The sequence below is a fragment of the Ruegeria sp. N7 genome (genome assembly GCF_056531345.1).
In genome coordinates, this window is the sequence record NZ_JBQFLR010000002.1 from 20,323 (window position 1) to 33,507 (window position 13,185).

Annotated in this window: 11 protein-coding genes and 1 tRNA gene; 5 read left to right on the top strand and 7 right to left on the bottom strand. The window is 56.5% G+C overall.

The features are described 5' to 3' along the window. Window positions 1-38 precede the first annotated feature (38 nt). From ACR0ES_RS04680 to ACR0ES_RS04690, 3 genes are read right to left on the bottom strand one after another with little or no spacing between them, the layout of a single operon-like run. A complete protein-coding gene (locus ACR0ES_RS04680; protein ID WP_267367377.1) occupies window positions 39-1,364 on the bottom strand; it encodes a TRAP transporter large permease in 1,326 nt (441 codons plus the stop codon). Further along, window positions 1,364-1,885 (bottom strand): TRAP transporter small permease subunit, encoded by a 522-nt coding sequence (locus tag ACR0ES_RS04685; protein ID WP_480475706.1) that lies wholly within the window; start codon window positions 1,883-1,885, stop codon window positions 1,364-1,366. The genes ACR0ES_RS04680 and ACR0ES_RS04685 overlap by 1 nt, the downstream gene beginning before the upstream one ends. 16 nt (window positions 1,886-1,901) lie before the next feature. After that, window positions 1,902-2,696 (bottom strand): N-formylglutamate amidohydrolase, encoded by a 795-nt coding sequence (locus tag ACR0ES_RS04690; protein WP_480869712.1) that lies wholly within the window; start codon window positions 2,694-2,696, stop codon window positions 1,902-1,904. A 94-nt stretch (window positions 2,697-2,790) separates the two neighbouring features. On the opposite strand from ACR0ES_RS04690, the gene ACR0ES_RS04695 reads away from it, so the two are divergent. The 5 genes from ACR0ES_RS04695 to ACR0ES_RS04715 all read left to right on the top strand — a co-directional run bounded on the left by ACR0ES_RS04695 (window position 2,791) and on the right by ACR0ES_RS04715 (window position 8,773). Beyond that, on the top strand, window positions 2,791-3,663 hold the full coding sequence (locus tag ACR0ES_RS04695) for a MurR/RpiR family transcriptional regulator (protein ID WP_480482048.1): 873 nt from the start codon (window positions 2,791-2,793) through the stop codon (window positions 3,661-3,663). 103 nt (window positions 3,664-3,766) lie between these two features. After that, window positions 3,767-3,840: transfer RNA gene (locus ACR0ES_RS04700), tRNA-Gly, on the top strand. A gap of 127 nt (window positions 3,841-3,967) precedes the next feature. Further along, on the top strand, window positions 3,968-5,788 hold the full coding sequence (locus ACR0ES_RS04705) for an ABC transporter transmembrane domain-containing protein (protein ID WP_480869714.1): 1,821 nt from the start codon (window positions 3,968-3,970) through the stop codon (window positions 5,786-5,788). A gap of 159 nt (window positions 5,789-5,947) precedes the next feature. Beyond that, window positions 5,948-7,837 (top strand): acyl-CoA synthetase, encoded by a 1,890-nt coding sequence (locus ACR0ES_RS04710; RefSeq protein WP_480869716.1) that lies wholly within the window; start codon window positions 5,948-5,950, stop codon window positions 7,835-7,837. 12 nt (window positions 7,838-7,849) lie between these two features. Further along, the gene (locus ACR0ES_RS04715; RefSeq protein ID WP_480773137.1) at window positions 7,850-8,773 is read left to right on the top strand and encodes an alpha/beta hydrolase; all 924 of its coding nucleotides are present in this window, start codon (window positions 7,850-7,852) and stop codon (window positions 8,771-8,773) included. Between the two features lie 10 nt (window positions 8,774-8,783). On the opposite strand, the gene ACR0ES_RS04720 is transcribed toward ACR0ES_RS04715, so the two are convergent. The 4 genes from ACR0ES_RS04720 to ACR0ES_RS04735 all read right to left on the bottom strand — a co-directional run bounded on the left by ACR0ES_RS04720 (window position 8,784) and on the right by ACR0ES_RS04735 (window position 13,182). Continuing rightward, entirely contained in the window at window positions 8,784-9,620 is an 837-nt protein-coding gene (locus ACR0ES_RS04720; RefSeq protein ID WP_267364868.1) for an alkaline phosphatase family protein, read from the bottom strand. Window positions 9,621-9,776: 156 nt separating this feature from the next. Then, entirely contained in the window at window positions 9,777-11,414 is a 1,638-nt protein-coding gene (locus tag ACR0ES_RS04725) for an ABC transporter ATP-binding protein (protein WP_480506186.1), read from the bottom strand. After that, the gene (locus tag ACR0ES_RS04730; RefSeq protein ID WP_480831456.1) at window positions 11,411-12,226 is read right to left on the bottom strand and encodes an ABC transporter permease; all 816 of its coding nucleotides are present in this window, start codon (window positions 12,224-12,226) and stop codon (window positions 11,411-11,413) included. Before ACR0ES_RS04730 ends, ACR0ES_RS04725 begins: the two co-directional genes overlap by 4 nt. Next, complete coding sequence (locus tag ACR0ES_RS04735; RefSeq protein ID WP_209504642.1) at window positions 12,226-13,182, bottom strand: ABC transporter permease; 957 nt, start codon at window positions 13,180-13,182, stop codon at window positions 12,226-12,228. Before ACR0ES_RS04735 ends, ACR0ES_RS04730 begins: the two co-directional genes overlap by 1 nt. Between the last annotated feature and the right edge of the window lie 3 nt (window positions 13,183-13,185).

The following is a 13,185-nucleotide window of genomic DNA, read 5'->3' on the forward strand; positions in this document are numbered from 1 at the left end:
GTCTTGCTGAACTTCGCCCCTTGCCGGGGTCTTGTGACTTAATTTCCATAGACATAATTCGGCAGCCAAAGCGCGATTTCAGGAAAGATGATGATTATGGCCAAGGCGCAGACCATCACCAGAACAAAAGGAACGATCGAACTGTAGATATCGCGCAGCGAAATCTCCGGGGGGGCCATCGCGCGCATCAGGAACAGGTTATAGCCGAATGGCGGCGTCATGTATGCGATCTGCGTGGTGATCGTATAAAGCACGCCGTACCAGATAAGATCAAAACCAAGCGCACCCACCAACGGAACGTAAAGCGGCGCGACGATAACCAGCATGGCAGTATCGTCCAGAAACGTACCCATCAGGATAAAGCTGAGCTGCATGAGAACCAGGATCATCCACGGGGAAAGACCCAGTTTTTCGGTGAACAGGCTTTCGATTGCCTTGACCGCACCCAACCCGTCGAAGACAGCGCCAAAAGCCAGAGCCGCTAGAATGATCCACATGAACATACACGAGATGCCGAGGGTGTGCCGAATTGAATTCTCGAAAACCGTGCGTGTCAGCCGTCCTTTCAGAAAGGCAGCCAGCATGGCCGTGGTGGCGCCGATGGCGGAGGATTCCACCAACGAAGTCCAGCCGTTAACAAAAGGGACCATCATCACCATGAAAATGCCCAAGGGTAACAATCCGGCTTGCAACAGCAGCAGCTTTTCTCGCAACGGAATGTCGCGGTCTTCCGCGGGCAGGACCGGGCCGAGCGACGGGTTGATGCGGCAACGGATGACAATGTAGATGATGAACATGGCCGCCATCATCAGCCCGGGTATCACTCCGGCAAGCCATAGCTGGCCAACGGGTTGCCGCGCGATCATGGCATAAAGAACCAGAACAACGGATGGTGGCACCAGAATCCCAAGGGATGATCCGGCCTGAATGACGCCGGTCACCATGCGCTTGTCATAGTTCCGGCGCAGCAATTCCGGCAAGGCGATCGTAGCGCCGATTGCCATTCCTGCAACGGACAGCCCGTTCATTGCCGAGATCAAAACCATCAGCCCGATGGTTCCGACAGCCAGACCACCGGACAAGCCGCCCATCCAGACATGGAACATCTTGTAAAGGTCGTCTGCGATCCGACTTTCGGAAAGGATGTATCCCATGAAGATGAACATGGGCAGTGTCAGCAGCGGGTACCACTTCATGACTTTGATCGCAGCGGCAAAACCCAAGTCGTAGCCGCCCCTATCCCCCCATAGGAACAAGGCCGAAACCACAGCGACACAGCCGATTGCACCAAAGACGCGCTGGCCGGTCAGCATCATAAGCATCATTGATGCGAACATCAGCAAGGCAATCATCTCGTATGACATCAGATTACCTCGCGCGGGATATCGTCGCCGCACAGGCGCAAGATATCCTTGAACAACTCGGAAACGGCCTGCAGCAACATCAGGAAGATGCCGATAACCATGATCAGCTTGACCGGCCACAGGTAGGGCCGCCAGATCGTCGCGCTGCGCTCTCCACCATATTGGAATGAATACATCAGGCTGTCCCATCCACCCCACAGCAAGATGAGCAGATAAATGATCAGGAATACAACCGTGAAGGCATCCGTCCAGGCCTTGCGGCGATGAGACCATTCACCATAAAGCAGGTCCATTCGCACGTTCGACCCCATCTGGATCGAATAAGGGCCACCAAGCATGTAGTAGGCCACCATGGCGAACTGAGCCATCTCGAGCGTCCAGAGCGACGGCACGAAAAAAGTTTTCGAGACCGAAGACCAGAACAGAATACCCATCATGACGAATATGCCGTACATGACGACGCGCCCGATCCAGCGGTTCGTTCGGTCAATGACCGCCACGTAGCCCCGCAAGAACTTCATCTCGTTACCTCAACTCTCATTGTTTCGCCTCTGTGTGCGAATACGCATTAATGACCGTTTGCAGGATCGGCGTCAGGATCCCGGCAATGCGGTCTACTCCCGTTGGAGTGTCGATGAGATCGTTTCGAACCTCGACCATGACATTCGGAAGCCCCCGACTGATCGCATGTTCCTGCAACGTATGCGTGACGCCATCCGTGGCAGAGTAAGGTTCGTTCAACGCGGCTTTCAGACCCGAGTTCTTGGCGCATTGCAGCATAAGTTGGGCCGCCCTGTCGTCTTCGTCATGAAGAATGCCCAATTCGACTGATCGGGTCTTACCGTTGTAGACGGGCGTGAAACTGTGCATCGTGACAACGACAGGCGGCCGATCCCGCGCGTCCAGAGTAGACGACAACAATTGTTTGAACGGCTCATAAACCTCGCGGATCCTTTGGGCACGTTGAGCGTCCGTCAGGCTTTCGTTGCCGGGGATGGAAAACACTTCGCTTACCTGCGGCATTGCATCTGCACGTTCAGGTGAGCGGTTGCAGTCGTAAACAAGTCGGCTGATGCAGGAATGAACCAGCGGCGCGTCCAAGGCCTTCGTCAGTTCGACCGAAAGCGCCAATGCGCCAATATCCCATGCTGCATGAGACAATGCTGCGTCCTCAGTCAGGCCCAATCCGTTCAATGACGCTGGGATGAATCGGCTAGCATGTTCGCATACCAAAACGCACTGCGCCCGGCCGTTGGCATTCTGCGCGCGGGCTGCTGGAGCTTCGGTTGGTAGTAGCATTGGTGTCTCGGAATCGTGGTGCATAAGAAGCATTTGTTACAGCAACCTCAGACCTGTCAAGAAAATTACTGTAGACAAAATTACAAACAATCATATCCTGTAAAAAATTTGAGAAATGAAGGTGCCGATGGCCACCGTTGCGAAACTTGTCAAACAGCGGATACAGGAAGAGCTTGACGATCTGACACGGTCAGAACGGCAGCTGGCCTCGGTACTTTTGCAGGATTATCCAATGACCGGCTTGCAATCGATCACCAAGCTGGCCGCTGCCGCGCAGGTCTCGACCCCGACGGTCATACGTATGGCACGCAAGCTGGGTTTCGACGGTTTTCCCGCCCTGCAGGACGCCCTGCGAGAAGAGGTGGCGGCACAGATCAAAAAGCCGATCTCGAAACGGGATGCCTGGGTTGTGGATGACGCGGCGGAGCATCCCACAACGCGGTTTGCGCAGGCTGTTTGGACAAATATGCGCCACACGCTGGAACGTCTGGACAAAGAGATGTTCGACACCGTTGCCCAGCTTCTGGCAAATACGGATCGCCATCTTTACGTCGTGGGCGGGCGTATCACGCGTTCAAATGCGGACTATCTGTTCAATCACATGCAGATTATTCGACCCAATGTGACGATGCTGGGCAATTCGGCAAACGTTTGGCCGCAGTACCTGCTTGATATGGATGAAACCTCGGTTCTGGTGATTTTTGATATCCGCCGATACGAGGCCTATCTCGAGAAATTGGCGCAGGTCGCATCAAGCCGCGGTGTGACGGTTATCCTGTTCACCGACCAATGGGGATCACCGATAGGCAAGACCGCCAACTACACCTTTCACGCACTGGTCGAGGCGCCATCCAGCTGGGATTCAACAATAGCGCTACAGCTGATATCGGAAACCCTGATCGCTGAAGTGCAAGAGGCACGGTGGGAAGAAAGCAAGGAACGCATCGAGGAACTTGAGCGGTTTTTCTCCTCGACGCGGATATTCCGCAGTCACGATTGAAGGCCGTACATCCACCGGGAAATATCACGGTTTTGGTCGCGCGAATTTTCACACTTCCCGCTTGACGCGCCCCGGCGCATGACTTAACCAGCGCAAACCATTTGCGGGTATAGCTTAATGGTAAAGCCCCTGCCTTCCAAGCAGGCTATGTCGGTTCGATTCCGTCTACCCGCTCCAATCCCCACTGATTTCTGCGTCAAATGGCCCTTATGGTTGGCTGTTTCTGGCAGGAATGCTTGACCGGAACGGCGGCTGGGGCCAAGAAAGCGTTCACTTTGTAGCGTTCAATACACAAGGGCCGGACATGGCAAGACAGACCGCCAATAAACCAGCACAATCAGCGGCTCCTGGCGCTAGCGAAGAGCGGGCCCGCTCAAGGAAGATCGGGGTGCTGCGGTCGCTCTGGCCTTTCATGAAACCCTACAGGCTATTGATGATCGGGGCGACACTGGCGCTGATCCTGACAGCCAGCATGACGCTGACCCTGCCATTGGCCGTGCGACGCGTTGTCGACAATTTCCGCATTCAGGACGGTGAATTGCTGGACTGGTACTTTTTGGCAGCGTTGGGCATTGCCGCTGTTCTGGCTGCGGGAACCGGCATCAGATATGCGTTGGTCACACGGTTGGGGGAACGTGTGGTTGCTGACATCCGCAAGGCTGTATTTGATCGTGTGATCGGCATGAGCCCCGAATTCTACGAACGCATCATGACCGGTGAAGTGTTGAGCAGGATCACCACCGACACGACACTCATCCAATCGGTTCTTGGCTCATCCGTTTCCATCGCGCTGCGCAATATGCTGATGTTTATCGGCGGGCTGGTTCTGATGCTGTTGACCTCGGCCAAGCTGACCGGGCTTGTCTTGCTGCTTATCCCCGTGGTGGTGGTGCCGATATTGATTCTGGGCCGGCGTTTGCGCGTTATCAGCCGTGAAAACCAGGATTGGATCGCTGCGTCATCCGGAAACGCGGGCGAGGCATTGGGGGCGGTGCAGACCGTGCAGGCCTTTACCCACGAACAAGCCAGCCGCCAGCAATTCGATGAGATGACCGAGATGTCCTATACTGTTTCACTGCGTCGGATTCAGACCCGTGCAGTGCTGACGGTGATTGTGATCTTTCTGGTATTTTCAGGTATCGTCGGCGTTCTGTGGATGGGTGCAAATGACGTGCGCAACGGTGTGATGACCGAAGGCGTTTTGATTCAATTCGTGATCTACTCGATCATCATGGCGGGTTCTGTTGCGGCCCTGTCCGAGATTTGGAGCGAGCTTCAGCGCGCAGCCGGAGCCACCGAGCGTCTTGTCGAATTGCTGAATGCCGAAGATACGGTTTCGGACCCCGTTAACCCCGCTCCTTTGCCAAAGGACGTCCGAGGCGAAATCCGGTTCGAAGATGTCAGTTTTCGCTATCCCGCGCGCCCTGATACAATCGCGCTGGATCACTTGTCGCTTCAGGTAAACCCGGGCGAGACCGTTGCCTTTGTCGGGCCGTCAGGGGCGGGAAAGACGACGATCATTCAATTGATTCAACGGTTTTATGACCCGAACTCAGGCCGGGTGATGTTGGATGGCCATGATCTGCGGGAATTGGATCGCACAGATTTCCGGAAGTATATGTCTTTGGTGCCGCAGGATCCGGTGATCTTTGCCGCCTCAGCCCGCGAAAACATTCGCTTCGGTCGTCTGGACGCAACGGATGCCGAAGTAGAAGCCGCAGCCCGTGCCGCCATCGCACATGATTTCATTGCCGCCTTGCCCGATGGGTATGACAGTTTTGTCGGCGAACGCGGTGTCATGCTGTCGGGTGGGCAAAAACAGCGTATCGCAATCGCCCGCGCCATTTTACGCGACGCACCCGTGCTGCTGCTGGACGAGGCGACCTCGGCCCTTGATGCGGAGAGTGAACGTGCGGTGCAGGGCGCCGTGGATCAGATGCGTGCCGGCCGCACGACCCTGATTGTTGCGCACAGATTGGCGACCGTAAAGAAAGCCGACCGTATTGTCGTGCTGGAAGAAGGCCGTATCGTGGCGCAGGGCAGTCATGATGATCTGGTGTCCCAAGATGGGCTATATGCACGCCTTGCACGACTGCAGTTCACAGATGGCGTTGCGGCAGAATAGGAGTGACGCGCGGGCATTTGTCAATTCGCCGTAGCGTCATTCTACATTTTACCCCCTTTGAAGGCTAAGGCCTCGCTTGCGCGAGGGTTGTTTTGCTTCCATCTTGGTTGCGAACAACAAGCTCGTGCAAAAACACGGGAGAAAAACGGGAGGAACCACATGGCCTTTGTGGGATTGGAAGACAAGACGCGCATGGAACAGGAAATGTCGTGGGAGGATCGGGATCTGCCTGTCACCTTCCATCAGCTCCTGTCGCGCACGGCGGGGAAGTTCCCGAACCACAATGCCATCAGTTTTCAGCTTTTTTCTGGCCCCAATGACAAAGCCGAAACCCTGACCTGGTCTGAACTCCTGGGCAAGGTCAATCAGGCGGCAAACCTGTTTCGTTCGCTGGGTGTGGGTGAAAAAGACGTGGTGGCCTATGTGCTGCCAAACTGTAACGAAACACTGATTACCATGATGGGCGGTGCAGTTGCGGGGATTGTGAACCCGATCAATCCGCTGCTGGAGCCCGAGCAGATTGCGGCGATCCTGCGTGAGACAGGCGCCAAAGTGGTTGTTACATTGAAGTCTTTCCCGAAAACGGATGTTGCCCAGAAGGTGGAAGAGGCGGTGCGCCACGCGCCCAAGGTCAACACCATTCTGGAAATTGACCTGAATCGGTACCTGACGCCGCCCAAATCGTGGCTGGTTCCCTTCCTGCGCCCCAAGATGGGCGAAAAGGAAAAACTGGCACATGCGGACTACAAGAGTTTCAACAAGGAACTCGCTAAGCAACCAACGACGCTGACATTCGAGGACAGCAAGGACGATCGCGTTGCTTGTTTCTTCCACACTGGTGGGACCACCGGGATGCCCAAGGTGGCGCAGCATAAATACTCGGGCCTGATCTACAACGGCTGGCTGGGCAAAACACTGTTGTTTGACGAGAATGACGTCATCATGTGCCCGCTGCCGATGTTCCACGTCTTTGCAGTGCATGTGATCGTTATGGCCGCCGTGTCGTCGGGTGCGCATGTGATATTCCCGACACCTGCAGGTTATCGCGGTGACGGTGTATTCGACAATTTCTGGAAGCTGATCGAGCGCTGGAAGGTGAGCTTTATCATCACTGTTCCAACCGCGATATCAGCCAAGATGCAACGCCCGGTGGACGCAGATATCTCAAGTGTGAAAACCGCCTTTTCGGGTTCGGCGCCGCTGCCGGTGGAGTTGTTCCGCCGCTTCGAAGAGGCGACGGGCGTCACCATCGTCGAAGGCTACGGCCTGACCGAGGCCACCTGTCTGGTCTCGTGCAACCCCGTGGATGGCGAGAAAAAGATCGGTTCGATCGGTATTCCGTTCCCCTATACGGATGTCAAAATCCTGCTGGATGGGCCGGATGGGCCGACAGAGTGCGGCACTGATCAGATTGGTGAGATCTGCATCTCGAACCCCGGTGTGTACGCAGGCAACACGTATACTGAGGCCGACAAGAACATTGGTCTTTATCACTTTGACAAATACCTGCGTACGGGCGATCTGGGACGGTTTGACGAAGACGGCTACCTTTGGATCACTGGTCGCGCCAAGGACCTGATCATTCGCGGTGGTCACAATATCGATCCTGCCGAAATCGAAGAGGCGCTGCTGGGTCACAATGCGGTTGCCTTCGCGGGGGCGATCGGCCAGCCGGACGCGCATTCGGGCGAAGTGCCCTGCGCCTATGTCGAATTGGTCGATGGGGCGTCGGTCACTGAAAATGAGCTGCTGGAATATTGCAAGGTTCACGTGCATGAGCGTGCCGCGCAACCCAAGCACATTACCATTCTTGATGAGTTGCCGAAAACAGCCGTCGGCAAGGTGTTCAAGCCGGACCTGCGCAAACAGGCCATCACCCGCATATACAATGGCGCTCTTGAAGCTGCGGGCCTCGCTTCGCGGGTTGTTCTGGTGATCGACGATAAGAAGCGTGGCCTTGTCGCGCAGCTTGACGCGAACGGATCTTCGGAAGACGATGTCGCGAAAGCCCTGGGCGCATATACCCGACCCTGGGAGTGGTCCGAATAAGTTGGAGGAACAATGGACTATGAACGCCTGATCGACGAAGAAACCTGGGCGTTCATACGCCGCACGGCTGAAAGCTATCCCGATGATGCGGTCGATTTGTCCATCGAGGACCAGCGTCGCGTCTATGACGCGATGTGCAAGAAATTTCGCCAACCGCGCCCTGCCGGTGTCGAAACTCAGGACCTGTTCGCCGATGGGGTGCCGGTCCGCCATTATACATCCGGGCAACCGACCCGAACGATCGTCTATTTCCACGGCGGCGGGTTTGTTGTTGGCGGGCTGGACAGCCATGATGATGTCTGTGCCGAGTTCTGTGCCCAAACGGGATACCGCGTCGTTTCAGTTGACTACAGGCTGTGCCCTGAACATGTGCATCCGGCGCAGTTCCGAGATTGCTGGACGGCTGTGAAATGGGCGGTGGCTGAGTATGGCGACCCGCTTGTCCTGGCCGGGGATAGTGCGGGAGGAAATCTGGCAGCAGCTATCGCCCACCATGCGCGCGGGCGGCTGGACAATATACTGGGGCAGGTGCTGATCTACCCCGGTTTTGGCGGAGACCAATCGCGCGGTTCATATCTTGACCACGCCCATGCTCCTTTACTGACACTGGACGATATTAAATTCTACGAAACCGTCCGATACGCAGGTACCCCGCCTCAGGGCGATCCGACTTACGCGCCCTTACAGGACAATGATTTCTCGGAACTGCCGCCTACTGTTGTGATTACCGCTGATTGTGATCCGCTCCGTGATGACGGGAAGGTCTATTGCGAGCGGATCAGTGCAGCTGGTGGTCTGGCCCATTGGATCAACGAACCTGGCCTTGTCCATGGGTACCTGCGCGCGCGAACCTCGGTAAAGCGCGCAGCAGACAGTTTCGAACGGATTTCGATCGCAATCGAAGCGCTTGGGCAAGAAATCTGGCCCTACGACTGACGCCAGCCAGTTACTTCAGGAAAGGCTTAGCCTTCATCGTCTCTGCGAGGGGCGCACCCAAACGGTTCAGAATGGTCGGGGCCAATTGGACCTGATCTATCACGGTTTCAGCGTCAGGCCCGTCGGCATCACCGAAGTAATACAGCGCGGTTTCCTGTTGCAGTGGGCTGCGCCCACCGTGGTGTCCGCGCTCGTCCTGACCGTGATCGGCGGTGACGATCACCTCATACCCTAGTTGGCGCCAGCGTGGGATGAACGGGGCCAGCATCTCGTCTGCAACAAAACAGGCATGATCCATTTCCTCGCAGTCGTGATAGAAACGGTGACCCATGCTGTCCAGTGTGCAGGTGTGCAGGATGCCATAGTCCAACCCAAAGCGCAGACACAGATTGGTCAGGGTCGCAAACAGATCGACGTCGGACGGGGTCATCTGATTGTCTTTGCCGTAACCGGTCATGCTGTGAAAGCGACCGTGATTGATGGTCTGGCTCTCTGGCTCGTCATATTCGACGTCGCGGACATAGTCGAACGGGTGGCGGTTGAAGAACTGCGACCAAAAACTGTGCGTTACTGCCCCTGTCACGCCGCCGGCCTCACGTACCTGGCTAAAGATATCCTTGTGGCTCAGGCGAAAAACGTTGCCGTTTCCGGTGCAGCCGTGTTCTTGCGGGGTTACGCCCGTATGGATCGATGCATAGCAACTGGCCGAAGTTGAAGGCAGCACCGCGCGGTGCTTCCACACCCGAGCTTCGCCGCTGTCGACCCAGCCTTCGAGGTTGCCGAACAGGCGGCGGAAATTCCGGTATGGTACTCCGTCCAGGATGATCAATAGTAGTTTACGGTCCATGGTTCGGCCTTTTGATCTGAGTATTTCATGCGGACGATACGCGAGTTGAAACCATGCGCCTGCCAAATCGCGTCCCAAATAATAAATTCCCGACGTCAACCAAGATGCAAAACGCCGGGAATCCATTTCTTCAAAGTGATGTTACAGGCGCAGAGATCAGTTCCCCGCGCTTTCCATTTTGCGATGGGCAACGACCTCTTCCAGCCAGCCCAGATGCATCTCGGGCACCGAGCTCAGCAGAAGGTCTGTATAGTCGTCGAATGGCGGGCTGAGCACCTGGCTCTTTGGGCCATAGCGCGCCACGCGTCCCTGATACATCACCGCAATGCTGTCGCTGATCGCCCGAACCGTCGCCAGATCGTGGGTGATAAACAGGTAGGCCACATCCTCGATCTTCTGCAAATCCAGCAGCAGCTTGAGGATACCGTCCGCCACAAGCGGGTCGAGTGCCGATGTCACCTCGTCACAAATGATCATCTTGGGCTTGGCCGCCAAAGACCGCGCGATACACACGCGTTGCTTCTGGCCACCGGACAACTCGGCTGGGTAACGGTCGATGAACTTCTCGCCCAACTCGATCTCGTCCAGCAACTCGACAACCCGTTTGCGTTTTTCGGCACCGCGCATGTTGAAGTAGAACTCCAGCGGGCGCCCGATGATCGTGCCGACGGTCTGGCGCGGGTTCATTGCCACGTCAGCCATCTGATAGATCATCTGCAACTCGCGCAGGTCCTCGCGGGATCGTCCGGCAAGATCAGGCGAAAGCTTGCGTCCGGCAAACGTAATCTCGCCATCGCGCGGCGGCAACAGGCCGGTGATCACCCGGGCGAGTGTCGACTTACCAGAACCGGATTCGCCCACAACTGCCAGCGTCTGCCCCGGATGAAGCTCGACATTGACGTTGTGCAGCACGTCGAAATTCAATCCCTTGTAGCGCGCGGTGATACCGTCAACGCTCAGCAGCGGTTCCGCTGTGGGCTGTTTTTCCTCGTGCTCGATCGAACGGACCGAGACCAGAGCTTGCGTGTACTCTTCCTGCGGGTTGTTGATGATCTGATCGGTTGACCCGTATTCAACCGTATTTCCCATCCGCAGAACCATGATTTCGTCGCTGACCTGCGCCACGACCGCAAGGTCGTGCGTGATGTAAAGAGCAGCAACACCGGTATCGCGAATGGCTTCTTTGATCGCCATCAGCACGTCGATCTGCGTGGTCACGTCCAGCGCCGTGGTAGGTTCATCGAACACAACCAGATCGGGTTCGGGGCACAGCGCCAGCGCAGTCATGCATCGCTGCAACTGTCCGCCTGAAACCTGGTGCGGGTAGCGGTCACCGATATTATCCGGGTCGGGTAGGCCTAGTTTGGCGAAAAGTTCCCGCGCGCGGCCTTCGGCCTCTCTTCGCGAAAACTTCTTGTGCTCGACCGCAGCTTCGACAACCTGATCCATGATCTTCTTGGCCGGGTTGAACGACGCGGCAGCGGATTGCGACACATACGCAACCTCACCCCCGCGCAGATTGCGGATATCGCCATGTGACGATTTCAGGATATCGCGCCCATTTACCCAAACCTCGCCGCCGGTGATTTCAACACCACCCCGGCCATAGGCCATGGAAGCGAGGCCGATGGTGGACTTACCGGCACCGGATTCTCCGATCAGCCCCAGCACCTTGCCGCGTTCGAGGTCAAAACTGACCCCGTGCACGATTTCGATGTCATGGGGTTTTTCACCCGGTGGGTAAACGGTTGCACCGATCTTGAGGTCACGGACCTTGAGAAGGGTATCACTCATCCCCGGCCTCCTTTCAGCGATGTGGTTCTGTTCAGGACCCAGTCAGCAACAAGGTTGACCGAGATCGCCAGCGTCGCGATGGCCACAGCCGGGTACAAAGCTGCGCCGATGCCATACACGATGCCGTCCTTGTTTTCCTTCACGATGCCGCCCCAGTCGGCCAGCGGTGGCTGAACGCCCAGCCCCAGAAACGAAAGGGTCGAGATGAAGAGGACCATAAAGATGAACCGCAGCCCAAACTCGGCCACCAGCGGTGACAGGGCGTTCGGCAGGATTTCACGGAAGATGATCCAGGCACGGCCTTCGCCGCGCAATTTGGCGGCCTCGACATAATCCATCACGTTGATGTCGACAGCAACCGATCGCGACAGACGATACGGGCGTGTCGCGTCCAGAAGGCCCATCACCAAGATCAGGATCGGGACCGTCACCGGGACGATGGCCAGAATGACAAGTGCCAGGATCAGCGTCGGGATCGACATGACCAGGTCAACCGCCCGGCTGAGAACCTGATCAGCCCAACCGCCCAGAACCGCAGCCAGCAAACCCAGCGACGTGCCGGTTACAAAGCTGAGGATCGTAGCCGCAGCCGCAATGAAGATCGTCGTGCGCCCGCCGTAGATCATGCGTGTGAGCAGATCCCGTCCAATATTGTCTGTGCCCAACAGATGTTCTGCGCTTGATGGCTCCCACACATCGCCAACCACTTCGGCCATACCGTAGGGCGCAATAAGCGGTGCAGCCAAGGCGACAAAGAAATAGAGACCTGTGAACAACAGACCGATCATTGCCGAAATTGGAATATTTTTCATCATTTCGGATGCCTCAGTCTTGGGTTGGCCAGGATCGATACGATATCGGCCACCATGTTCAGCCCGATATAGACGGCGGCAAAGACCACACCACACGCCAGCACGACCGGCACGTCACGTTTGGTTACCGAGTCCACCAGGTATTGCCCCATGCCGGGATAAACGAACACCACTTCGACCACGACAACGCCCACGACCAGATAGGCCAGGTTCAGCATCACCACGTTTACAATGGGCGAGATCGCGTTCGGAAAGGCGTGTCGCGCAATGACCTGAAAGTTTGACAACCCCTTCAGTTCCGCCGTTTCGATATAGGCTGACTGCATCAGGTTGAGGATCGCCGCGCGGGTCATGCGCATCATCTGCGCCAAGACCACCAGCGTCAGCACGAAAGCGGGCAACGCGATCGCATTGAGTTTTTGCCCGAATGACATCGAGTCGTTGATCATCGCAAGCGAGGAAAACCAGCCCAGCTTTACCGAGACATAGTAGATCACCACGTAGCCGATCAGAAACTCTGGTATCGACACTGTCGTAAGCGTGATGGCAGAGATCAGCTTGTCCGGCCAGCGGTTGCGGTAGCGAACTGCCAGCAAGCCCAGGAAGATGGCAAGCGGAACCGAAACCACGGCTGCGGCGCATGCCAGAAACAACGTGTTGCCCAACCGTTTGCCAATGCTTTCCGCAATGTCCAGCTTGTTGGTCAGGGACTGACCCAGATCACCCTGAACGATACCGCCCAGCCACTCGAAATAGCGGGTCAGGGCAGGCCGGTTCAGGCCCATTTCTTCGCGCAGGTTTGCAAGGGCCTCTGGAGTTGCGGACTGCCCCAGGACGGCTTGCGCTGCGTCTCCGGGAAGGGCTTCGGTCAGGCCAAAAATCAGGGCCGAAGCGCCAAACAGCAATAGGAGTCCCAGCGCGAGGCGCTGGGAAACCAGTTTGATGATAGGATGCATGAT

Bases quoted from the DNA above. Each gene is read 5' to 3' on its own strand.
- ACR0ES_RS04695 (WP_480482048.1), top strand. From the start codon at position 2,791: ATGGCCACCGTTGCGAAACTTGTCAAACAGCGGATACAGGAAGAGCTT.
- ACR0ES_RS04725 (WP_480506186.1), bottom strand. From the start codon at position 11,414: ATGAGTGATACCCTTCTCAAGGTCCGTGACCTCAAGATCGGTGCAACC.
- ACR0ES_RS04720 (WP_267364868.1), bottom strand. From the start codon at position 9,620: ATGGACCGTAAACTACTATTGATCATCCTGGACGGAGTACCATACCGG.
- ACR0ES_RS04680 (WP_267367377.1), bottom strand. From the start codon at position 1,364: ATGTCATACGAGATGATTGCCTTGCTGATGTTCGCATCAATGATGCTT.
- ACR0ES_RS04690 (WP_480869712.1), bottom strand. From the start codon at position 2,696: ATGCTTCTTATGCACCACGATTCCGAGACACCAATGCTACTACCAACC.
- ACR0ES_RS04735 (WP_209504642.1), bottom strand. From the start codon at position 13,182: ATGCATCCTATCATCAAACTGGTTTCCCAGCGCCTCGCGCTGGGACTC.
- ACR0ES_RS04730 (WP_480831456.1), bottom strand. From the start codon at position 12,226: ATGAAAAATATTCCAATTTCGGCAATGATCGGTCTGTTGTTCACAGGT.
- ACR0ES_RS04685 (WP_480475706.1), bottom strand. From the start codon at position 1,885: ATGAAGTTCTTGCGGGGCTACGTGGCGGTCATTGACCGAACGAACCGC.
- ACR0ES_RS04705 (WP_480869714.1), top strand. From the start codon at position 3,968: ATGGCAAGACAGACCGCCAATAAACCAGCACAATCAGCGGCTCCTGGC.
- ACR0ES_RS04710 (WP_480869716.1), top strand. From the start codon at position 5,948: ATGGCCTTTGTGGGATTGGAAGACAAGACGCGCATGGAACAGGAAATG.
- ACR0ES_RS04715 (WP_480773137.1), top strand. From the start codon at position 7,850: ATGGACTATGAACGCCTGATCGACGAAGAAACCTGGGCGTTCATACGC.